Genomic DNA, 21,617 nt, shown 5'->3' with positions numbered 1-21,617 from the left:
CCCAATCGGCGTGCTGCCTTGATCGACCTCCACACCCACTCCACGGTCTCCGACGGCACCGAGACCCCCACCGAGCTGGTGGCGACGGCCGCCGCCGCGGGCGTCACGGTGCTGGCGCTGACCGACCACGACACCACCGCCGGCTGGGCCGAGGCCGCCGCCGCGCGGCCGTCGGGCATGACGCTGGTCCGCGGCGCCGAGTTCTCCACCGTGAGCCCGGACGGGCGGGGCGGGGAGGTCACCGCCCACCTGCTGGGCTACCTGTTCGACCCCGAGGACGCCGCGATCGTCGCCGAGCAGGAGCGGGTGCGGAACTCGCGGCGCGACCGCCTCCGGGCGATGGGGGAGCGCATGGCCGCGGGCGGGCTACCGATCGACGGCGAGGCGCTGCTCGCCCGGCTGCCCGCCGACTCGCCCGCCGGCCGGCCCCACATCGGGCAGGCCCTCGTCGAGGCCGGGGTCGTGGGCTCGGTCTCCGAGGCGTTCCGGGAGATCCTGCGCAAGGGCGGCCCGTACTACGTCGAGAAGTACAACACCCCGATCGCCGAGGCCGTCGCGATGATCCGCGCCGCCGGGGGCGTGGCGGTGTTCGCGCACCCGTTCGCGCGCAAGCGCGGGGACGTCGTGGAGGCCTCCGTGCTCCGCGACCTGGCCCGCGAGGGGCTCGACGGCGTCGAGGTCGACCACCCCGACCACGTCGACGACGATCGCGCGACCCTGCGCGAGGTGGCCGCGGAGACGGGCCTGCTGGTCACCGGCTCGAGCGATTACCACGGGACGAACAAGACGACGCCGATCGCGGTGGAGACGACGGCGCCGGCGGAGTTCGAGGCGCTCGTGGCACGGGCGGCGGGCGTCGAGGTCCTCGCGGGCGGAGCAGTCCCCGCCACCTAGGGTGGACGGCGATGAGCATGCAGCTGGGTCTGGAGGGCATGCCCGCCCGCCTGGTGCGCGTGACCCCGTCGCGCCTCGCCACCTGGGAGGACTGCCGGCGGCGGTACCGCCTGACCTACCTGGATCGTCCCCCGCTCCCGCGCGGCGGTCCCCGGGCGGCGAGCACGCTCGGCGCCGTCGTGCACAACGCCCTGCAGGCGGTGTACAGCGCGACGCCCGCCCGGCGCAGCCCCGCCCGCGCGGCGGCCGAGGTCGACCGGCAGTGGTCCTCCGAGGGGTTCCGCGACGACGCCCAGGCCGCCACCCACCGCGAGCGCGCCCGCACGTGGGTCGCCGACTACGTCGAGCGCCACGCCGTCGCCGGCGCCCCGGAGCCGATGGGGGAGACCGTCGGCCTCGAACGCTGGCTCAGCGCGCCGGTCGGGGCGATGGTGGCCGAGGGCTGGGCGGACCGCCTCGACGAGCGCGACGGCGACGTCGTCGTCGTCGACTACAAGACCGGCCGGCGGGTGCCCGACGCCGACGACGCTCGCCGGTCGCCGGCGCTGGCCCTCTACGTGCTCGCCGCCCGCCGGACCCTGCGGCGCCCGTGCCACCGCGTCGAGCTGCACCACCTGCCGAGCGGCACCGTCGCGGGCGTCGACCACGACGAGGAGTCCCTGGCCGCGCACCGGGCCCGCGCCGAGGCCGGGGCCGTCGCCCTCGGCGCCGCCGCCGACGCCCTCGACGAGGACCCGCGCCTCGCCGAGAGCCTCTTCCCACCCGCACCGGGTCCCCGCTGCGGCTCGTGCGACGTGCGCCGCCACTGCCCCGAGGGCCGCGCCGCCGCCCCGGCCGAGCCGGCGTGGGCGGGGCTCGCGCCGTGAGCCGCGCCGCCGCGCCCGAGCCGGACCCCGACGACGCGTGGGGCCCCTGGCGCCCCACGCCGCCCCAGGCCTGGGCACCGCACGACGACCCCACACCGCCGCACGGACGCACCGCGGCCGGGCAGACGCCGGGTGGCGGCGCGCCCCGACCCCGCCCGACCGGGCGCCCCACCCCGCCGTCGGGGTTCCCGGGCACCGGGGGTTTCCCCACCAGCGGCATGCCGCGCGCCTACCGCCGCGACCGGCTCGCCCGGCCCCGCCGTCGCCTGGTCGCCGTCGCCCGGGTCCTCGCGGGCGGCCTCGTGGTGCTCGCGCTCGCGGTCATCGCGGCGCCCTACCTCCTCGGCGGCCCGGGAGCGGGTGCCGACACCGTCGCCGGGCACGTCGTCGCCGCCGTGCTCGCGATCGGCGCCACGGCCGTCGCCGCCCACCGACGCACGCCGTCCGGGCCCGCCCTCGTCGCCGCGGCGGCGGTCCCGGTGATCCTCCTGGTGGTGCTGTCCACCACCTGGTGGGCCTGACTCAGGACGCTTCCGAGAGTGCCTCGCGCTCACGGGCCAGCGCCTCGCGCGCGACCGGTCCGCGGCGCCAGTCCTCGGGCAGGCGGAGGACGGCGGTGCGCAGGGCGCGCAGGGTCAGCGTCGCGGCGAGGTCGGTGGTCAGCAGGGTGGGGACGCCGTGCAGGCTGCGCGCCCAGCGCGGCTGGAGGGCGAAACCGAGGGCCGCGAGCGCGGTCCAGGCCGGACGGGCCGGGGTGGTGAGCGTCGTGCGCAGCGACATCGGCGGCACGAGCAGGCGCAGCGCGGCGGCGCGGCTGGTGGACGACGCGACCAGGTCGGTGCGGCGGACGTCGGCGACGTAGTCGGCCACGTCCGCGCAGCTCGCGGGGACGTCGACCGCCCCGAGCAGCTGCGCCGCGACGACCTGCTCGCGGTAGTACTCGTCGGCCTCGGCGTCGCTGATCGGGGCGCCGGCGCGGCGCACCGCCTCGAGGAACGAGCTGACCTCGGTGACGTGCACCCAGCGCAGCAGGTCGGGGTCGCCGGCGGCGTAGGGGCGGCCGGTCACCGGGTCGGTGCCCCGGACCCACTCGTGCGCGGCGCGCACCCGGGCGGCGGCCCCGTCGACCTTCGCGCGGTCGGCGAACGTCACCGTCATGACGTACTCCGCGGTGCGCTGCAGCCGCGGCCAGAAGGCGTCGTGGAAGTCGGAGTGCTGCTCGACGCCCGCCATCGCGAGCGGGTGCAGGGCCTGCATGAACAGCGACGAGATGCCGCCGGGGCCCGCGGCCGGGTCGGCGAGCACGCGCCAGGTGACGCTGCCGGGACCGAAGTAGCCGTCGTCGGAGCGCACTACCCGAGCATGTCGTCCCGCAGCCAGGTCCGCCACGTGGGGACGAGGACGTCGAGCAGGGCGGTCGGGTTCTCGACGTTCGGGGCGTGCGCGGCGTGGGGGATGCTCGCGAACTCGGCCTCGAGGCGATCGGCCATCGTGCGCTGCATGCTCACCGGCCAGGCGTCGTCGTCGACCCCGCAGACGATCAGGCACGGCACCCGCCGGGCCCGCACGGCGGCGACGAGCTCGGCGGTGCGGTCGGGCTCGGAGCGCAGCGCGTCGCCCATGCCGAGCAGCCCGGCGACCGCCGAGCGGCGCAGGCGCTCGCGCAGCAGGGCCACGACCTCGGGATCGGTCGACGACCACTCACCCGACGCGTCGCGCAGCGCCACGACCGCGTCGATGCCGCGGCGGCGCAGGACGGGCTCGAGCACGTCGAGCTGGGTGCGGCGCCCGCCCATCGGCAGCTCGCCGGGCCCGGAGTCCATGAGGGTCAGGCCGTGCACCGGCGCCCCGGCCAGCACGGTCGCCCGCGCGACGAGCCCGCCGAAGGAGTGCCCGAGCAGCAGCACCCGTCGCTCGGCCGCGGCCTCGTCGGCGACCACCCCGGCCACCACCGGTCCGAGCGCACCCGGGCGGTAGTCGGCCTCGGTGTCGGGGCCGGGCGACTCGTACTGACCCGGCAGGTCGAGGGCCAGCACCCCGATACCGGCCTCGGCGATCGCGTCGACCAGGGGCGCGAAGTCCTCCTTCGAGCCCGAGTACCCGGGCAGCAGCACGGCCGTCGCGGGCGGGCCCTCGACCGCGGCGGACTCGTCCGCGTCGGCCCGCCAGGCCGTCAGCGGCCCGAGCGCGGAGTCGACGGTGACCGTGCGGGCCCCGTGCGGGTGGCGCTGGGCCCTCCCGCGGGCGGGGGGCAGCGCCGGGGAGGCGTCGGGCGGACGGGCCGGTGCGGGGGACGCGACCCCGTCCGCCGCGGCGCCGACCGGCCGGGCGGTGTCAGGGGTCTCGGGGCGGCCCACCCACGTCACTCTGCCGCATCCCGGCCCGGTCCGGGGCGTGTCGCCGACCCCATCGGGCCCGCCCGTCCGGCCTCCTCAGCCCGGTGGGCGCAGCGCGACGACCGTGGAGCCGCGCAGCTCGACCACCGTGGTGCCCGTGGCGGCCACCGCGACCGGCGTGCCGGCCGGCAGCCCGCGGGCGACCGGGATCGTCGGGCCGCGCGGGGCCCCGGTGGCCGCGTCGAGCACGGCCAGGCCGTCGGGGACGGGCACGAGGGCGACGGCGGCCGGCGCGCTGCCCGGCCAGGCCGCACCCGCACCGAGCGCCCCGGGCACGGTCCACCGCGGACGCAGGTCCCCGGAGTCGAGCGCGACCGTGGCGGTGCCGGTCCACCAGAGCAGCACCGTCCCGACGGGGCGGACGGTCGCGGCCAGGTCCGGCGGGTCGGTGGTGGGCCCCGCGGCCGGGCCCAGCACGTCGACCGTGCCGGCGAGGTCGGCGGTGTCGGGCGAGGTGCCGACGACGTGCAGGGTGCCGTCCGGCGCGGCCCAGGCGGCGCGCTGGTCGGTGAGCGCGACGAGCCGGGCGCCGCGCACGCCGAGCAGCGTGCTGGAGCGCTCCTCGGGCTTCTCGGAGCTCGAGGGGTCGGCGTCGACCACGGTCAGGCGGTCGGAGTCGTCGCCGGGACAGCGCTGGATCATGCCGACGGTGCCGCCGCCGACCGCGATCGAGCCGTTGGTGCACCCGGCCCGCGGCTGGGCGTCGGGGGGCTGGACGGGCGTCGCGACGCGGCCGACCTCGGTGGTCAGCACCAGGTCCGAGCGCCAGGTCTCAACGTGGTCGGCGCCCGTGCCGGTGACGTGGTCCCGGTCGGCGAGCAGGCGGGTGCCCTCGCGCAGGTCGGCGTTGCGGGACGGCCCGCGCGCCCCGTTCGCCGGGTCGAGGGCGGCGACGTCGGAGCACCAGGTGCCCAGGGCGCCGTCGGTGCGGAACACCGCGAGCACGTCGCCGAAGCCCGATCCGACGGTGCAGGGCGCCTCGGGGCGGGAGTAGCGCCACGCCTCGCGGCCCGTCGCCGGGTCGAGACCGGCGACGCCGTCGGGGCCGGCGGTGATGACGGCCGGACCGATGGCGAGCGGTGCCGGGGTCGCCGGGCTCTCCGCACGCCACGCCTCGGTGAGCGCGGTCGGCACCGGCCCGTCGGGCGCCGGCGCGAGCGGCACCGGGGCCACGCGGGCCTCGGTGTCGCCGGCGTCGCCGGACGCCAGGACGAGCAGCGTGCCGACGACGGCCGCGACCGCCAGGAACGCGACGGCCACCAGGTCGCCGCGACGCCGCCGCTCGGGCGGGGGCAGCCGGCGTCGACCGGGCGGGTCCGGAGGATCCGCCCGGTCGGCCGTGGGACCGGATGCCGGCCCTGACGTCCGCGACGACGTCGGCGAGCTCACCGCGCGCCGGGCCTACTCGCTGGTGGCGGCGGCGGACGCCGACTCGTTCGCGGTCTCCTCGGCACCCGAGCCGCCACCGGAGCGGGAGCCGGAGCCCCGGCCACCGCGACGGCGCCGGCGGCGCGGACGGTCTCCGTCCGACGCCTCCTCGGGGCGTTCGGAGACGGCGTCGCCCACGGTGCCGCCGTCGGTGTCGGTGGTGGCCTCGGCCGGGGCTGCGCCCTCGGTGCCCTCGCCGCCCTCGGACCCCGCGACGACCTCGCCGGCACGGCGGCGGGTGCGCGACCGTGAGCGGCGCCCGCCCCGCCCGGGGCCTTGCTCCTCGCTGCCCTCGGCGTCCTCGCCGGTGCCGCGGCTGGCGTCGCCGCCCTCACCGCCGCGGGGACGCCCGCGCGACCGGCCTGCGGAACGCTCACGCCCGCCGGCGCTCTCGCGCGTCTCACGCTTCGGGCCGTCCTCGGCCTCCTCCTCGGCGGGGCGACGACGACGGGCGACGCGCCCGGTCGCACCCTCGGGGATGCCCATGTCGGCGTAGAGGTGCGGCGAGTTCGAGTACGTCTCCGGCGGCTCGGGCGCGCCGAGCGCCAGGTCGTCCGAGATGAGCTTCCACTTGGGGAGGTCGTCCCAGTCGACCAGCGTCACCGCGATGCCCGTGAGGCCGGCGCGACCGGTGCGGCCGATGCGGTGGATGTAGGTCTTGGCGTCGTCCGGGCACTGGTAGTTGATGACGTGCGTGACGCCGGTGACGTCGATGCCGCGCGCGGCGACGTCGGTGCAGACCAGCACGTTGATCCGGCCGTCGCGGAACGCCTTGAGCGCGTGCTCGCGGGCGCCCTGCCCGAGGTCGCCGTGGACGGCGCCGACGGCGAAGCCGCGCTCGGCGAGCTCCTCGGAGACCTTGCTCGCGGTGCGCTTGGTGCGCGTGAACACCATCGTCGGGCCGCGGTCGGTGGCCTGCAGCGTGCGGGCCAGCATCTCGACCTTGTCGAGCGCGTGGGCGCGGTAGACGAACTGCGCGGTCTTCTCGCCGATGGCCGAGGAGTCGACCTGCTCGGCGCGGATGTGCGTCGGCTGCGTCAGGAACGTGCGCGACAGCGTGATGATCGGCCCCGGCATGGTGGCCGAGAACAGCATCGTCTGGCGCTGGTCGGGCAGCATGCCGAGGATGCGCTCGACGTCGGGCAGGAAGCCCAGGTCGAGCATCTCGTCGGCCTCGTCGAGCACCAGCCCGCCGATCTTCGCCAGCACCAGGTGTCCCTGCTGGGCGAGGTCGAGCAGGCGGCCCGGGGTGCCGACCACCAGGTCGACGCCGCGCTGCAGCGCTGCGATCTGGCTCTCGTAGGGGCGCCCGCCGTAGATCGAGAGGACGCGGGTGCCGAGGTCGGCGCCCGCGGCCTCGATGTCCTTGGCGACCTGCACGCACAGCTCGCGGGTGGGGACGACCACCAGGACGCGCGGGGTGCCGTCCTCGGTGGGGCGGCCGAAGCGCTGCAGCAGCGGGACGCCGAAGCCGAGGGTCTTGCCGGTGCCGGTGCGCGCCTGGCCGATGAGGTCGTCGCCGGCGAGCGCCAGCGGCAGCGTGAGCTCCTGGATGGCGAACGTGCGCACGATCCCGGCGCGGCCGAGGGCCGCGACGATCGCGGGGTCGACGCCGAGCTCGGCGAAGGTGGGGGAGTCCTCGGCGACGGGCGCGTCGGCCTTGAGCGGCTCGACGGCCGGCTCCTCGTCGGCGCCGTGGCCTTCGGACTCGGATCGGGTGTCGGTCGTGACGGTGGTCAGGGGTCTGCCTTCCTCGCGGCTCGTGCGCACGAGGCGGGCCGGCTGGCTCGACCACGTCGGGGCGGCGACGGTGCACGGGGTGGTGCACGGGCCCGCTCCATCGTCGGAGCGTGACCCCACGTCACCGGACGCGGGAGAGCCGGCTGAGGCGCCCGCACGCTCGGGTGCGTTCCGCGGGACATGACGGCGACCGGGAGGTCGGCGACGGTGCGTGCCACCGCGGGACGCACCCATGCTACCCGCCGCCCCGGGAGGCCCGCGTCACCGCCGGTCCCGGGCACCGGGCCCTAGGGTGGAGCGCCGTGACCGAGCCCGAGCGCGGCCGCCCCGCCACCACCGCCACGGGGGCTGCCGACAGCACCCCCGGCGGTGCTCCCGGGAGCGCCCCCGACAGCGCCCCCGCCGCCCCACCCGTCGACCTGCTCGGAGCCGTCGCGTACGGCGCGCTGACCGCCTTCACCCGCCTCGCGGCCGACGCCGCACTCGCCCCCGACCTCACCGGGCGCGCCGAGATGGCCGCCCTCGCGGCCGCGGAGATGGCGCACGTCGAGCGCGTGCGTGCCCACCTGACCGACCGGGGCGTGGACCTCGTCGCGGCCATGGCGCCGTTCGCGGCCGTCCTCGACGCGTTCGCGGCCCGGACCGCCCCGCGGAACTGGGGCGAGGCCCTCGTCGGCGCGTACGTGACCCGCACGCTCGCCGTCGACCTGGTCGCCACGACGGGCGCGGTCCCGGACGACGCGGAGGGGGGCGACGAGGCCGTCGCGGAGCTCCTGCGGGGCCCGGACGCCGGCCGCGAGGCCGCGGGCGAGAGCGGGTTCGACGCATTCGCGGAGCACGCCGTCGTCGACCTCGTCGCCGACGAGCAGACCCGCGGCCACCTGGCCCTCTGGGGCCGCCGACTGCTCGGGGAGACCCTCGCCGCGGCCGCCGAGGTGCTCGACGCGCACCCCGAGGCGGCGACGGCGCTGCTCGGCGGGACGTCGCGCCAGGTGGTGTTCAAGGCGCTGAAGTCGCGCCACTCGAAGCGGCTGCACGCGCTCGGGCTGTAGGACCGACCCCCGGCCCGCCGGTGGACTAGCCTCGCGCGGGCACCAATGACGTCCGAGGTGGAGGAACGCGTGGAGGTCAAGATCGGCGTGGCGGAGAGCCCGCGCGAGCTGGTGGTCGCGAGCGACCAGACGCCCGACGAGGTGCAGGGGCTCGTCGACGAGGCGCTCGCCTCGACCGGCGGCACCCTCGTGCTCTCCGACGACAAGGGCCGCCGGTACGTCATCCCCGCGGCCCGGATCGCCTACGTGGAGATCGCGCCGTCGGAGGGCCGTCGCGTGGGATTCGGTGTAGGGAGCTAGTCAGGGGGTCGTCGGGGCGCCAGCGCCCCGACGATCACCCCTCTCGGCCGCTATCCCTCCTGGCGGGGGAAGCCGCCGATGCCGCGCCAGGCGAGCTGGGACATCAGCGTGATCGCGTCCTCGCGGGGCGGCTGCAGGCCGGCGTCGAGCCAGTAGCGCGCGGCGGTGGTGGACAGGCCCACCAGCCCGACGGCGAGCAGGCGGGCGCGCTCGGGCTCGAGGCCCGCGTCGTTGGTGACGGCCTCGGTGACCGCGTCGATGCAGTCCGACGTCGCGCGGTCCACGAGCCCGGCGATCTCGGGCGTCGCCCGCGTGTCGGTCTCGAACACCAGGCGCATCGCGCCGTCGCGCGACGAGACGACGTCGAAGTAGGCCTGGATGGTCGCCTGGACGCGCGCCTTGTTGTCGGTGGTCGAGCGGATCGCGGCGCGCACCGTGCGCACCATGTCGTCCGCGGCGCCCTGCACCAGGGCGCGGTAGAGGTCGAGCTTGCCGGGGAAGTGCTGGTAGAGCACCGGCTTGCTGACCCCGGCGCGCTCGGCGATCTCGTCCATCGCCGCGGCGTGGTAGCCGTGGGCGCCGAACACCTCCCGGGCGGCGTCGAGCAGCTGGGCACGGCGCGCGGAGCGCGTCATGCGCGGGCGGCCCGCGGCGGACCCGGGACTCGCCCCCGGAAGGCTCGCGCGCCCGTTCATCCCAGTCCCCCGCTCGACCGCGTCGGCGGCTCGTGAGTGTCGGCCGCCCCGAAGGCACGACCCTACCCATCGGGTGACGATCGTGTGGCGTTGCGCCACGCGGTCGACGCACCAGGACCCGGCAGGCGAGCGGCGCCGGTCGTCCGCCGTTCACGTGCGGGTCACCGTGACGTCGCCGCGGGGACACCGCATGATGGTGTGCGTGATCGTCCGCCGCTCCGTGCCGTCCACCGGACCGGTCCCCCTCGCCGACCCCGCCGCGCTCGCCCCGATCGGCACCCCCGCGGCGCCGACGCCGTACTGGCCGGGGCGCGAGGTCGAGGCCGGCGGGGTGACGCTGCACGTCCGCGAGACGCCGGGGCCCGGGACGGGCGAGACCGCGGTCTACGTCCACGGCCTCGGGGGCTCGTCGAACAACTGGACCGAGCTCGCCGCCGCCCTCTCGGGCCGCTGCCACGGGTACGCCGTCGACCTGCCCGGCTTCGGGCGCACGCGCCCGCCGTCGACGGGCGACTACCGGCCTGCGGCGCACGCGGACACCGTCGTCGCCTATCTCGAGGACCTCCACCGGCAGGGTTGCGGGCCCGTGCACCTGCTCGGCAACTCGCTCGGCGGTGCGGTGTCGCTGCTCGTCGCCGCCGCACGTCCCGACCTGGTGCGCACGCTGACCCTCGTCAGCCCGGCCGTGCCCGACCTGCGCCCGTTGCCCTCGCGCCTCGGCGGCAGGCGTGCGGCGCTCGCGCTGCTGCCCCTGCTCGGTGGACGCGCCCGGGCCGAGCAGGCGGCCCGCACGCCCCGCGACCGGCTCGCCCACACCATGGCGCTCTGCCACGCCGACCCGGAGGCGGTCGGCCCGCACGCCTTCGCCATGGCCGCCGCGGAGGCAGAGGAGCGCGCGGAGCTCGCGTGGGCGCCCGAGGCGCTGCACCGCTCGTTCCTGGGGCTGGTGGGCACGTGGTTCGCGCCGCGGTCCCGCTCGCTGTGGGCCGCCGCCGCGCAGGTCACGGCGCCGACGCTGGTGGTGTGGGGCGAGCTCGACCGTCTCGTCGGCGTGGGACGCGCCGCCCGCACCGCCGCGACGCTGCCCGCGGGGCGCCTGCTGCGCCTGTCCGGTGTGGGCCACGTCGCCCAGATCGAGCGCCCCGAGATCGTCGCGAGGGCCGTGCTCGGGCTGGTCGACGGCGCCGCGGACGGGTCGTGGCCGGCGGCGGGACCTGCGGCCACCCGGTCCGCCACCCGGACAGATGACGATCTCGTCCGCGCGGGCGTCGAGCGGTCCGGCCCGACCCCGTGTGGGACAGTTCCCGCGTGACCCGGCCGGCGCGGCGCCCTGCCGGCGGGGAGGACGCGTCCGCCGACTCCTCGCCCGACCTCCCGTACCCGGGTGACGGTCGCGGCGCGCGCGGAGGCCGTGCGGAGGGCCCCGCGGCCACCGCGGTCCGCGAGCGCGCGGGAGCCGGGAGCCGCTCCGGACGCGCTCCGTCGCGTGGACGCGCCCGCAGCGGCCCGGCGACCTCGGTGCTGCGCTCCTGGCGGACGTGGGTGGTCCCGGCGCTCGTGGTGCTCACCGTGCTCGCCGTCGTCGAGGCCGTGTCCCCCGACGGCGACGCCGGATCGGCCTCGCCGCTGCTCGCGCCGCCGACGGCCGCGCCGGTGGTGGGCGAGGCCCCGCCCGGCGCCGGGCAGAACGTCGACATCCCCACCGCGGAGCTGCCCGCGGGGGGCGCGTTCCCGGTGACGGGCTCCGGCACGTGGCACGTCATCCCGGGCACCACGCCCCAGGCCGGCACGGGGCGCGTCTACACGTACACCGTCGAGGTCGAGGACGGCGCCGTCCTCCCCGAGGGCGACCAGGCCTTCGCCACCGCCGTCGACGCGACGCTCACCGACCCGCGGAGCTGGGTCGGCTCGGGCCAGATCGCCGTGCGGCGCGTCGACACCGGCGACCCGGACTTCCGCGTCAGCCTGTCGGCGCAGATGACCGCGCGCGGTCAGTGCGGCTACGCGATCCGGTACGAGGCGTCGTGCTGGAAGTCCGACATCGGGCGCGTGCTCATCAACGGCGCGCGCTGGGTGCGCGGCGCCGGCGCGTTCGACGGGCAGCTCGGGCTGTACCGCCAGTACGCGATCAACCACGAGGTCGGGCACGTCTTCAACAACCCGCACGTGCCCTGCCCCGTCAACGGGGCCCTGGCGCCGGTGATGATGCAGCAGAGCTTCGGGACGGCGAACGACTACCTCGCGCAGCTCACCGAGGAGAACCCGCAGGGCACGCAGATCCCGCGGGACGGGAAGACGTGCCAGCCCAACGCGTGGCCGTACCCGCAGGGCGCCGTCGCCCCCGCCGGCTGAACCGTCGGCGGCACCGCCGGTCAGGAACAATCCCGGGGGCCGCGACGGTTGTGCGTCGTGAGGACGTGAGCATCGAACCGACAGGAGTTGAGGGCCGTCATGGCATCCCTGCCGCCCCTGGTGGAGCCGGCCGCGGAGCTGACCAAGGACGAGGTCGCCCGGTACAGCCGCCACCTGATCATCCCCGACGTCGGCGTCGAGGGTCAGAAGCGCCTGAAGAACGCCAAGGTGCTCGTCGTCGGTGCGGGCGGCCTGGGCAGCCCGGCGCTGCTCTACCTGGCCGCGGCGGGCGTGGGCACGCTCGGTGTCGTCGACTTCGACGTCGTCGACGAGTCGAACCTGCAGCGCCAGGTGATCCACGGGCAGTCCGACATCGGCAAGCCGAAGGCGCAGTCGGCCGAGGAGTCGGTCGCCGAGATCAACCCGCTCGTCACGGTGAACCTCCACGAGGTCCCGCTGGACTCGTCGAACGCGCTGGACATCTTCCGCGACTACGACCTGATCCTCGACGGCACCGACAACTTCGCCACGCGCTACCTCGTCAACGATGCGGCGGTGCTGCTCGGCAAGCCCTACGTCTGGGGCTCGATCTTCCGCTTCGAGGGCCAGGTCTCGGTCTTCTGGGAGGACGCGCCGAACGGCCAGGGCCTGAACTACCGGCACCTCTACCCCGAGCCCCCGCCGCCGGGCATGGTCCCGTCGTGCGCCGAGGGCGGCGTGCTGGGCGTGCTCTGCGCGTCGATCGGTTCGATCATGGTCACCGAGGCGATCAAGCTGATCACCGGCATCGGCGACACCCTGCTCGGCCGTCTGAAGATCTACGACGCGCTCGACATGGAGTACCGCGAGGTGAAGATCCGTCGCGACCCGAACGCCGCGGAGATCACCGAGCTGATCGACTACGAGGCCTTCTGCGGCACCGTCTCCGACGAGGCGCAGACGGCGGCGGTCGGCAACACGATCACGGCGCCCGAGCTCAAGCAGAAGATGGACGCGGGCGACAAGTTCGAGCTCATCGACGTCCGTGAGCCGCACGAGTGGGAGATCGTGAAGATCCCCGGTGCCAAGCTCATCCCGAAGGACAAGATCCTCTCGGGCGAGGCGTTCGCCGAGATCCCCCAGGACCGCCAGACGATCCTGTACTGCAAGTCGGGCGTCCGCTCCGCCGAGGCCCTCTCGGCGCTGCACAAGGCCGGCTTCTCCAACGCCGTCCACGTCGGCGGCGGCGTGACGGGCTGGGCCCAGCAGGTCGACACGAGCCTGCCGACCTACTGACGCGAGCCCCCCGGAAACGGAACGAACGCGCCGTTCGCTGCGATAGAAGCAGCGAACGGCGCGTTCGTGTCTGCGGGGTCGCGGTGGCGGGGTCGCAGCGAAGGACGCCCCGACTGCGTCGGGCGCAGCCGGGGTGACCCTCGCTCCCTCCGGTCAGGCGCTCGCGCCCGCCGTGGCCGGGGTGCGGTCGGCCGGGGTGTCGTCGGTCTCGTCCTCGCCCCCGTGGGTCTCCTGCTCGATGGCGTCGCGGACCAGCTCGGGGTCGTCGAGCGCGGCCTGGAAGCGCTCGTCGTCGCGGTCGCCGTTCCACCCCGAGATGACCATGACGGCGACGGTGTTGCCGATGACGTTGGTCAGCGCGCGACCCTCGCTCATGATGCGGTCGATGCCGGCGATGATCGCGATGCCGATGGCGATCGACTCGGTGGTGTAGAAGTCGCCGCCGAAGGCCTGCAGCGAGGCCGCGAGGGTCACCAGGCCCGCGCCGGACACGCCCGCCGCACCCTTGGACGTCAGCAGCATCAGCGCGACGAGGCCGATCTGGACGCCCCAGGGCAGGTCCTGCCCGCCGGCCTGGGCGATGAACAGCGCCGCCATCGTCAGGTAGATGCACGTGCCGTCGAGGTTGAACGAGTACCCGGTGGGCAGCACCATGCTGACCGTCGAGCGCGACGCCCCGGCCGACTCGAGCTTGGCCAGCAGGCGCGGCAGCACCGTCTCCGACGAGGACGTGCCGACGATGATGAGGATCTCGTCCTTGATCATCCGGATCAGCTTGAAGATGTTGAACCCGGAGTACGCGGAGACCCCGCCGAGCACGACGACCACGAAGATCAGACACGTGCCCCAGAACGTGACCATCAGGGCGGCCAGGTTGCCGAGGCTCTCGCCGCCGAGCGCGCCGACGGTGTAGGCGATCCCGCCGAACGCCGCGAGGGGCGCGAGGAACATGATCAGGCGGATCATGCCGAAGATGACCTTGGCGATGAGGTCGATGCCGCCGACGACCCGCTTGCGCAGGCTGGGGGCGAGCATCGAGGTGGCCGCCGCGACGAGGATGGCCAGCACGAGCACGCGGAGGATCTCGTTCTCGACGAACGGGCCGAAGAAGCTCTCGGGCAGCAGGGTGTCCTGGATGAACCCGATCGCTCCGCCCTCGCTCCCGCCCTCCGCGATGTCGGCCTGCGCCTCGGCGAGCGTCGAGGGGTCGGGCGGGATCGGCGGGAAGCCCGCGCCCGGCTTGACGATGTTGACCACGAGGAGCCCGAGCCCCAGCGCGACCAGCGTCATGAGCAGGAAGTACGCCAGCGCCCGCGCCGCGATCCCGCCGGCGGCGGCGAGGCTGCCGATCGAGGCGATGCCGACGATCACGGTGCAGAAGATGACCGGCGCCGTGATCATCTTGATCAGCTGGATGAAGATGTCGGGCAGGAACTTCAGGTCCGAGGCGAAGTCGGGCGCGAGGAGGCCGACCACGACGCCGGCCGTGATGCCCACCACCACCCAGAACCACAGCTGGGTCCAGACCCCGCGCCGCTTGGAGCCTCCGGAGCTCCCTCCGGAGCCCGGCGCGGGCCCCGCGTCCGCTGCCTGCGTCGACATCGTCGTCTCCTCTGCCCTGGGGTGGCGTGCGTCTCACCTGGCAGGTGAGGCTAAGGCGCGTGTGAGGCGTCGGCGACGTGAACGCCGCGGAGTTGCGCACGAGTTGAGGAACGGGGTGGGCCGTGCTGGTCGTGCTGGTCGAGGACAGTGCGCCCGTCCGCGACGCGCTCACGGCCGCGCTGCGGGCCGCGGGGTACCGCGTGTCCGCCGTCGGCACCGGCACGGCGGCGCTCGAGGCCGTCGCCGGTCCCGAGGCCGCCGCCGACCCGCCCGACCTCGTGCTGCTGGACATGGGGCTGCCCGACCTCGACGGCGTCGAGGTGTGTCGCCGGCTGCGGGCCCGGTCGACGGTGCCGATCATCGCCGTGACCGCCCGCGGCCACCAGCAGGCGCGGGTGCTCGGGCTGCGCAGCGGGGCCGACGACTACGTCGTCAAGCCCTTCGCGATCGACGAGCTCACCGCGCGCATGGACGCCGTGCTGCGGCGCAGTGCCGGGCACGTCGTCGCCCCGGTGATCGAGGCCGGGCCGGTGCGCATCGACCTGTCGCGCCGCGTCGTCGAGGTCTCGGGCCGCGAGGTGACGCTGCGGCGCAAGGAGTTCGACCTGCTCGCGGCCCTCGCCCGCCGCGACGGCGCCGTCGTCTCCCGGGCCGACCTGCTCGACGACGTCTGGGGGTTCGCCCCCGACGACCCGGGGCGGGAGCAGGGCCTGCACTCGCTCGAGGTCCACGTCGCCGCGCTGCGCGGCAAGCTCGACGCCCCCGGCGCGGTGGTCACGGTCCGGGGGGTCGGCTACCGGCTGGCCGCGGGGGAGTCGACCGGCGACTGAGCCGGCCGCGGGCTGATCGGCAGGCGCACGGTGAACACGGTGCCGCGGCCGTCCTCGCCCGCCCCGACCTCGACGCTCCCGCCGCGCCGGTCCACGACGCGGCGCACGAGGGCGAGGCCGAGGCCGCGCCCGTCTCGGCGTCCTTCCTCGGCGTGCTTGGTGGACCAGCCCGGCGTGAACGCCGCCTCCGGATCGGCGAGGCCCGGCCCGTCGTCGGCGACCCGGACGACGACCGCCCCGTCCTCGACGTGCAGGTCGAGCTCCACCACGCCGCCGCCCCGCCCGTCGTGGGCGCTCTCGAGCGCGGCGTCCAGGGCGTTGTCGAGGAGGTTGCCGACGACGGTGACGCGGTCGGTCGAGGCCTGGTCGTCCCCGGTGTCGGCCGCGGCGAGCGCGGTGCCCTCCCCGATGCGCAGCGCGAGCCCCCGGTCGCGGGCGTCGGTGGCCTTGTCCAGCACGAGCGCCGCGAGCGCGGGGTCCGCGAGACGGTCGCGCAGGTCCCCGTCGCCGGCCCCGTCCCCGGCGTCGAGGAGGTCGCGGGTCCAGCGCTGGGCCAGGTCGCGGGCGTCGTCCTGGGCGCCGAGCTCGATGAGCGTCGACACCGCCTGCAGGTGGTTCGCGTGCTCGTGGGCGGCGAAGCGCAGCGCGCGGGTCACCGAGCGGGCGTCGTCGAGCTCGCGCGTCATCGCCTCCAGCTCGGTGCGGTCCCGAAGGGTCACGACCAGGTCGGGCGCCGGCCCGGCCACCTCGGCGCGGTTGACCAGCAGCAGCCGCTCGCCCACGAGCATCGTCTCGTCGGTGACGGGGGAGCGGTCGGCGAGCCGTTCGCGCAGGGCGGGGTCGACGCCGAGCTCGTCGAGCGTCGGCCCGGCGGCGCGCGAGGGCGCGAGCGTGGCGGGCAGGCCCAGCAGCCGGGCGGCCTCGGCGTTGAGCACCACGACCCGCCCGGAGTCCGCGTCGAGCACCAGCAGGCCCTCGCGCATCGCGGCCATCACGGCCTCGTGGTGGCGGTGCAGGGCGGTGATCTCGTGCGGCTCGAGGCCCAGGGTGTCGCGCTTGACCCGGCGCGCCGCCAGCCAGGCGAGCCCCACCCCCAGCGCGATCGCCACCGCGGCCGCCAGCGCGAGCACCGCGAGCTCCCGGGCGATGCGGTCGGCCACCTGCACCCGCAGCTGACCGGCTGCGACCATCCCGACGACGATGCCGTCCGCCCCGAGCACCGGCACGATCGCCCGCACCGACAGCCCGAGCGTCCCGGGGAACGTCTCCACGAGCGTCGCGCCGCCGGCGGCGGGCAGGAACGTGCCCTGGTAGGTCTCGCCGATCCGTGCCGGCTCGGGGTGGCTCAGGCGGGTGCCGGCCGGGTCCATGACGGTGACGAACGAGACGCCGGTGCCGGCGCGCGTCGCCTCCGCCGCGGCCTGGATGCGCGGGACGTCCCGGGCCACCACCGCGTCCGCGAGCCCCGGCGACGCGGCGAGCGCCACGGACACCGCGAGGACCTTGTCGACGGCGTCGCGCTCGATCGTCTCTCGGGTGCTCCACGCGCTCACCCCGCCCGCGATCACGGCGGTGAGCACGACGGTGACGATCTCCAGCACGAGCAGCCGGCGCACCAGCCGCGAGCCCCCGCGGCCCCGGGTGTCCGGGGGCTCGGTCGACGGGGCGCTCACCGGCCGACCGTCGCGCCCCGGGGCCGCGCGCGCAAGCGTGGTCCGGTCCGGGGGACGGTCCCGGTTGCGGAGAGCGACGGGTGCGAGCGACGCCCCGACAGGTCCGGATGATCACACAGCGCCACCGTCCCGCCGGCCCGTCCGCGGTCCCGGCGCTCGTGCACGGGCCCGCGGAGCCGGGCGGATCGGACGTCCGTGACGGAGCGGACCGCGCGGGTGCCCCACGGGCCCGTGTGGCGCTCGGTGCCCTGCTCAGCGGGGGAACGCCGTCGCGCGTGCCGACGCGGCTCCGCGGGCGCTCCGGAGAACCGGACACCGGGGGACAGGGCGACACGGAAGGGCACGGAAGCGGCGGGAAACGGGGCCGGAACAGTCCCACGCGGCGTGACCGATCGAGCGCTCCGGATATCGTCCTGTGCACGACGAGGTGACGGTCAGGACACGGTCGCGGCGCGGTCGGGCGGGAGGGTGTGACGCATCGTGACGAACAGGCGCATGCGGTCGGCGGCCTCGCGACGCCGGTGGGGCATCTGGACGATGACCGGCGTCCTCGTCCTGATGGTGCTCACCGTGCTCACGGTCTCGGGCCTGGTGAGCTCCGGCATCGGCAACGACGCCCACGCCCGCGCGCCCGAGGGGCACGAGAGCGTGCCGGCGGCGATCAGCGCCGGCGGCCCGATCATCGACGCCCGCACGGACCCGGTGCGCTCGGGCCGGCTGCCCGACCGCACCGTCGCCCTGACGTTCGACGACGGCCCCGATCCGGTCTGGACCCCGGAGATCCTCGAGGTGCTCGCGCGCCACCGGGTGCCCGGCACGTTCTTCGTCGTCGGCTCGATGGTCGCCCGGCACCCCGACATGGCCCAGCGGGTCGTCGCGTCGGGCTCCGAGATCGGCGTCCACACCTTCACGCACCCCGACCTCGCCGGTGTGTCCGAGCTGCGCCGCGACCGCGAGATCGCCGACACCGAGCTGGCGATCGCCGGCGCGACCGGCGTCTCGACCCACCTCGTGCGCCCGCCGTTCTCGTCGACCTCGGACGCCCTCGACGACCCGGGGTACGGCACCGTGCTCGCCGCCGGCCGCCAGGGCTACGTCACGGTGCTCACCGACGTCGACGGCGAGGACTGGCAGCGTCCCGGCGTCGACGCGATCGTCCGCAACGCGACGCCGCAGAACGGTGCGGGCGCGACGGTGCTCCTGCACGACGCCGGCGGCGACCGCGCGCAGACCGTCGCCGCCCTCGACCGCCTGATCCCGCAGCTGCAGGCCCAGGGCTACCGGTTCGCCACCGTCAGCGACGCTGCGGGCCTCGGCCCCCACGGGCAGCCCGCGCCGTCCCGCGACCGGATGGTCGGGCAGGGCCTGCTGGCCACGGTCGGCGTCGCGCAGGGCGTCGTGACCCTGATGAAGGTCGCGCTGATCGGCGTCGGCGGCCTGGTGATCGCACGGCTGGCCGTGATGCTGGTGGTGGCCCGCCGGCACGCGAAGCGTCGTCGCGACCCGTCGTTCTCGTGGGGCGAGCCGGTGACGGACCCCGTGTCGGTGGTCGTGCCCGCCTACAACGAGTCCGAGAACATCGAGGCGACCGTCCGCTCGATCCTCGCGAACGACCATCCCCTCGAGGTCGTGGTGGTCGACGACGGCTCCACCGACGGCACCGCCGACCTGCTCGAGGACCTCGCCCTGCCCCGGGTGCGCGTCGTGCGCCAGGCCAACGCCGGCAAGTCCGAGGCGCTCAACCGGGGCGTGGCGGCCGCGAAGCACGACCTCATCGTCATGATCGACGGCGACACGATCTTCCAGCCGGACACGGTGGCGCAGCTCGTGGCGCCGTTCGCCGACCCCGCGATCGGCGCGGTCGCCGGCAACGTCAAGATCGCCGACCGCGACCGCCTGATCCCGCGGATGCAGCACCTCGAGTACGTCGTCGGCTTCAACGTCGACCGGCGCGTGCAGGACACCTGGGGCTCGATCTCCACGATCCCCGGCGCGGCGGGCGCGTTCCGCCGCGAGGCGGTGCAGGAGGTCGGCGGGCTCTCCTCGGACACCCTCGCCGAGGACACCGACCTCACGATCGCGCTCGGGCGCGCGGGCTGGCGCGTCGTGTACGCCGAGCGTGCGCTGGCCTGGACCGAGGCCCCGGTCTCGGCGGGCCAGCTGTGGCGCCAGCGGTTCCGCTGGAGCTACGGGACCATGCAGGCGCTCTGGAAGCACCGCCGTGCGCTGCGCGAACGCGGCGCGTCGGGCCGCATGGGGCGCCTCGGGCTCGCCCACATCGGGATCTTCCACGTCGCGCTGCCGCTGGCGGCGCCGCTGGTCGACCTGCTGTTCGTCTACGGGCTGCTCTTCGGCGACCCGGCGGTGGCGCTGCTGCTCTGGGGCTCGATGCTGCTGCTGCAGCTGATCGCCGGCGTGCTCGCGTTCCGGATGGACGGCGAGCCGCTCGGGCCGCTCTGGGCCCTGCCGGTGCAACAGATCATGTACCGCCAGCTCATGTACGTGGTGCTGGTCCAGGCCGTGATCAGCGCGCTCACCGGCGCGGGCGTGCGCTGGCAGAAGCTGCAGCGCACCGGGGCCGTCGCCGAGCACCTCGCGCCCGCGGCCCCGGCCCCGGCGCGATCGGACACGCGGCTCGGAGACGACGGGCGCTCGCGTCCCGCGGCCGACCGCCTGCCCGCCCCGGCGGCCGTGCGCGGACCGGCGCCGGACGCCGAGCCCGCGGAACCCGCCGCGACGCGCGCCCCGCGCACCGGCGGTGGCCGCGAACGGTGGCTCGACCTCCTGCGCGCCGTCGCGCTGATCCGCGTCGTGACCTACCACGCCTTCGGCGACGGCTGGATGAGCATGGTGTTCCCGTCGATGGGCGTCATGTTCGCCCTCGGCGGGTCGCTCATGGTGCAGTCGCTGCGCCGCGGCGAGGCCCTCGACGTCATCGGTCACCGGCTGCGCCGCCTGCTGCCCCCGCTGTGGTTCTTCGGCCTGCTCGCCGTGCCCCTCATGCTGTGGCACGGCTGGGCCGGGCAGGACGCCGACGGCTCGGTGACGTCGCCGCTCGTGTGGTCGGACCTCCTCTACTGGGTCTTCCCGCTGGTCGACCCGCCGGGCAGCGACTGGGGCTCCGACGCGGTCGTCGGCCTCTGGTACATCCGCGCCTACCTGTGGTTCGTGCTGCTCACGCCCCTGATGCTGTGGGTGTTCCGGCGGCGCCCGCTGCTGGCGCTGTCGGTGCCGCTGCTCGTCGTCGGCCTCGACGCGGTGCTCGGGTCGCCGATGGGCGAGTGGGGGGCGATCGGCCCCGTGCTCGTCGACGGCGCCACGTTCGCCGCGTGCTGGATGCTCGGCTTCGCCCACCGCGACGGCACGCTGCGCAAGCTGCCCGTCCTGCTGGCCTGGGGCGGCGCGGCGGTGCTCGTCGCGGGCGGCCTGGCCTGGGCGTTCACCCACCCCGCCGGCGACATCGGCATCGACCTCAACGACATCCCGTTCGCCCAGGCCCTGGTCTCGTTCGGCGCGGTGCTGCTCGTGCTGCGGTTCAACCCGGCGGTCGCGTGGCTGGAGCGGGTGCCGCTGCTCGGGCGCCTGGTCACCGTCGTCAACGCCCGGGCGATCACGATCTACCTGTGGCACAACGTGGCCATCGCGGTCTCGCCCTCGATCGGCGACGTCCTCGGCTGGGAGTCCGAGGGCCAGCACTTCGCGATCGCCGTCGTCCTGGTCGTCGTCAGCGTGCTCGCGTTCGGCTGGGTCGAGGACCTCGCCGCGGGACGGTCGCTCTCGCTGCTGCCGAACAGCGGCGGCGGGGCCCGCCGCCCGGCCCGTCGTGCCGCCGCGGGCCCCCGCCCGCCGGTGATCCCCAACGACGTCGAGAACGGGGTCACGTCGGCGCTGTCGCAGGGGTCGCTGCGCGCCCTCGTCGGCCGGGTCGTCGGGGCCGCACCACCCTCGGGGCACGCCGACCGCGTCGCCGCGGTCCTGCCCCGCCCAGGCCAGACCGGGGCCGACCAGCCGCGTCCCGGACAGCCCGTCGCCGACCAGCCCCGCCCGTCCTCCGCCCCCGCGCCTCGCGGGGCGCCCGCGCCGTCGTCGCGACCGGCGCCGCGAGGTGCTCCGGTCCCGACCGGCGGCGCGCGCCGTCCCGTGCCGTCGTCCCCGCCCACCGGCGTGCCGGTCCCGGTGGGGGCGCGGGGCGCTGCCGGCTCCGCCGGCCCGGGCACCGGTCGCTACACCCCGGTGCCGCGCACGTCGGCGGGTGCCGGCGTGCCCGTCCCCGTGCCGGCCCCGCCGCCCCCGCTGCCCTCTCCCACCCCGCCCCGGCCGTCCCGCACGCCCGAGGCGGCGACCGGGGTCGTGCCGAGCCGTCCCCGGGGCCACGACCCGGTGCTGTCGTTCCGGGATGCGGCGGGGGATGCGGCGACGGCGGACCGGCCGGGCGGACGTCCCGGCCGGCACAGCCGGCGTGGCGACGACCCGACGCCGCGACGCTGACCGTCGGGCCCACAGACGCCACACAC

17 protein-coding genes are annotated in these 21,617 nt (G+C 76.1%); 10 read left to right on the top strand and 7 right to left on the bottom strand.

Annotated features, from left to right (window positions below; all coding sequences use genetic code 11):
- Positions 1 to 18: 18 nt before the first annotated feature.
- The 3 genes from PH191_RS06805 to PH191_RS06795 are packed head-to-tail and all read left to right on the top strand — an operon-like array spanning position 19 to position 2,281.
- A complete protein-coding gene (locus PH191_RS06805) occupies positions 19 to 894 on the top strand; it encodes a PHP domain-containing protein (RefSeq protein ID WP_274193869.1) in 876 nt (291 codons plus the stop codon).
- Positions 895 to 905: 11 nt separating this feature from the next.
- Positions 906 to 1,760 carry a RecB family exonuclease gene (locus PH191_RS06800; protein WP_274193868.1) on the top strand — a complete coding sequence of 285 codons (855 nt, stop codon included), beginning with the start codon at positions 906 to 908 and terminating at the stop codon, positions 1,758 to 1,760.
- Entirely contained in the window at positions 1,757 to 2,281 is a 525-nt protein-coding gene (locus tag PH191_RS06795) for a hypothetical protein (protein WP_274193867.1), read from the top strand. Before PH191_RS06800 ends, PH191_RS06795 begins: the two co-directional genes overlap by 4 nt.
- Position 2,282: 1 nt before the next feature.
- Here PH191_RS06795 and PH191_RS06790 read toward each other — a convergent pair whose 3' ends face one another.
- The 4 genes from PH191_RS06790 to PH191_RS06775 form a co-directional block, all read right to left on the bottom strand.
- Positions 2,283 to 3,113, bottom strand: a complete 831-nt coding sequence (locus PH191_RS06790) for an oxygenase MpaB family protein (RefSeq protein WP_274193866.1) — start codon at positions 3,111 to 3,113, stop codon at positions 2,283 to 2,285.
- Positions 3,113 to 4,117, bottom strand: coding sequence for an alpha/beta fold hydrolase (locus PH191_RS06785; protein ID WP_274193865.1), 1,005 nt, complete (start codon positions 4,115 to 4,117; stop codon positions 3,113 to 3,115). Before PH191_RS06785 ends, PH191_RS06790 begins: the two co-directional genes overlap by 1 nt.
- A gap of 75 nt (positions 4,118 to 4,192) precedes the next feature.
- Positions 4,193 to 5,545, bottom strand: coding sequence for an Rv3212 family protein (locus PH191_RS06780; RefSeq protein ID WP_476293560.1), 1,353 nt, complete (start codon positions 5,543 to 5,545; stop codon positions 4,193 to 4,195).
- 12 nt (positions 5,546 to 5,557) lie between these two features.
- Positions 5,558 to 7,354 (bottom strand): DEAD/DEAH box helicase, encoded by a 1,797-nt coding sequence (locus PH191_RS06775; RefSeq protein WP_274193863.1) that lies wholly within the window; start codon positions 7,352 to 7,354, stop codon positions 5,558 to 5,560.
- A 272-nt stretch (positions 7,355 to 7,626) separates the two neighbouring features.
- Here PH191_RS06775 and PH191_RS06770 point away from each other — a divergent pair, with 272 nt between their 5' ends.
- Both PH191_RS06770 and PH191_RS06765 read left to right on the top strand, forming a co-directional pair.
- A complete protein-coding gene (locus tag PH191_RS06770) occupies positions 7,627 to 8,376 on the top strand; it encodes a ferritin-like fold-containing protein (protein ID WP_274193862.1) in 750 nt (249 codons plus the stop codon).
- Between the two features lie 69 nt (positions 8,377 to 8,445).
- A complete protein-coding gene (locus PH191_RS06765; RefSeq protein WP_274194678.1) occupies positions 8,446 to 8,676 on the top strand; it encodes a DUF3107 domain-containing protein in 231 nt (76 codons plus the stop codon).
- A 50-nt stretch (positions 8,677 to 8,726) separates the two neighbouring features.
- Here the strand turns inward: PH191_RS06765 and PH191_RS06760 are convergent, their stop codons facing one another.
- The gene (locus PH191_RS06760) at positions 8,727 to 9,311 is read right to left on the bottom strand and encodes a TetR/AcrR family transcriptional regulator (protein WP_274193861.1); all 585 of its coding nucleotides are present in this window, start codon (positions 9,309 to 9,311) and stop codon (positions 8,727 to 8,729) included.
- A 253-nt stretch (positions 9,312 to 9,564) separates the two neighbouring features.
- Between PH191_RS06760 and PH191_RS06755 the strand changes: the two genes are divergently transcribed.
- The 3 genes from PH191_RS06755 (at position 9,565) to moeZ (ending at position 12,998) form a co-directional block, all read left to right on the top strand.
- Positions 9,565 to 10,683, top strand: a complete 1,119-nt coding sequence (locus tag PH191_RS06755) for an alpha/beta fold hydrolase (RefSeq protein WP_420791786.1) — start codon at positions 9,565 to 9,567, stop codon at positions 10,681 to 10,683.
- Complete coding sequence (locus tag PH191_RS06750; protein WP_274193859.1) at positions 10,680 to 11,723, top strand: DUF3152 domain-containing protein; 1,044 nt, start codon at positions 10,680 to 10,682, stop codon at positions 11,721 to 11,723. The genes PH191_RS06755 and PH191_RS06750 overlap by 4 nt, the downstream gene beginning before the upstream one ends.
- Positions 11,724 to 11,822: 99 nt before the next feature.
- Positions 11,823 to 12,998 (top strand): adenylyltransferase/sulfurtransferase MoeZ, encoded by a 1,176-nt coding sequence (gene moeZ / locus PH191_RS06745; protein WP_274193858.1) that lies wholly within the window; start codon positions 11,823 to 11,825, stop codon positions 12,996 to 12,998.
- A gap of 153 nt (positions 12,999 to 13,151) precedes the next feature.
- Here the strand turns inward: moeZ and PH191_RS06740 are convergent, their stop codons facing one another.
- Complete coding sequence (locus PH191_RS06740; protein ID WP_274193857.1) at positions 13,152 to 14,600, bottom strand: cation:dicarboxylate symporter family transporter; 1,449 nt, start codon at positions 14,598 to 14,600, stop codon at positions 13,152 to 13,154.
- A 122-nt stretch (positions 14,601 to 14,722) separates the two neighbouring features.
- Between PH191_RS06740 and PH191_RS06735 the strand changes: the two genes are divergently transcribed.
- Positions 14,723 to 15,430: a response regulator transcription factor gene (locus PH191_RS06735; protein WP_274193856.1), complete on the top strand. Its 708-nt coding sequence runs from the start codon at positions 14,723 to 14,725 to the stop codon at positions 15,428 to 15,430.
- Here the strand turns inward: PH191_RS06735 and PH191_RS06730 are convergent.
- On the bottom strand, positions 15,394 to 17,103 hold the full coding sequence (locus PH191_RS06730; RefSeq protein ID WP_274193855.1) for a sensor histidine kinase: 1,710 nt from the start codon (positions 17,101 to 17,103) through the stop codon (positions 15,394 to 15,396). The two genes, PH191_RS06735 and PH191_RS06730, sit on opposite strands and share 37 nt — an antisense overlap.
- 480 nt (positions 17,104 to 17,583) lie before the next feature.
- Between PH191_RS06730 and PH191_RS06725 the strand changes: the two genes are divergently transcribed.
- Positions 17,584 to 21,591 carry a glycosyltransferase gene (locus PH191_RS06725; protein ID WP_274193854.1) on the top strand — a complete coding sequence of 1,336 codons (4,008 nt, stop codon included), beginning with the start codon at positions 17,584 to 17,586 and terminating at the stop codon, positions 21,589 to 21,591.
- Positions 21,592 to 21,617: the final 26 nt, after the last annotated feature.

The sequence above is a fragment of the Actinomycetospora callitridis genome, from assembly GCF_028737265.1.
Classification (GTDB): domain Bacteria; phylum Actinomycetota; class Actinomycetes; order Mycobacteriales; family Pseudonocardiaceae; genus Actinomycetospora; species Actinomycetospora callitridis.
The sequence above is the reverse complement of the archived record's forward strand: the minus strand, read 5'-3'. Positions and strand labels throughout refer to the sequence as shown.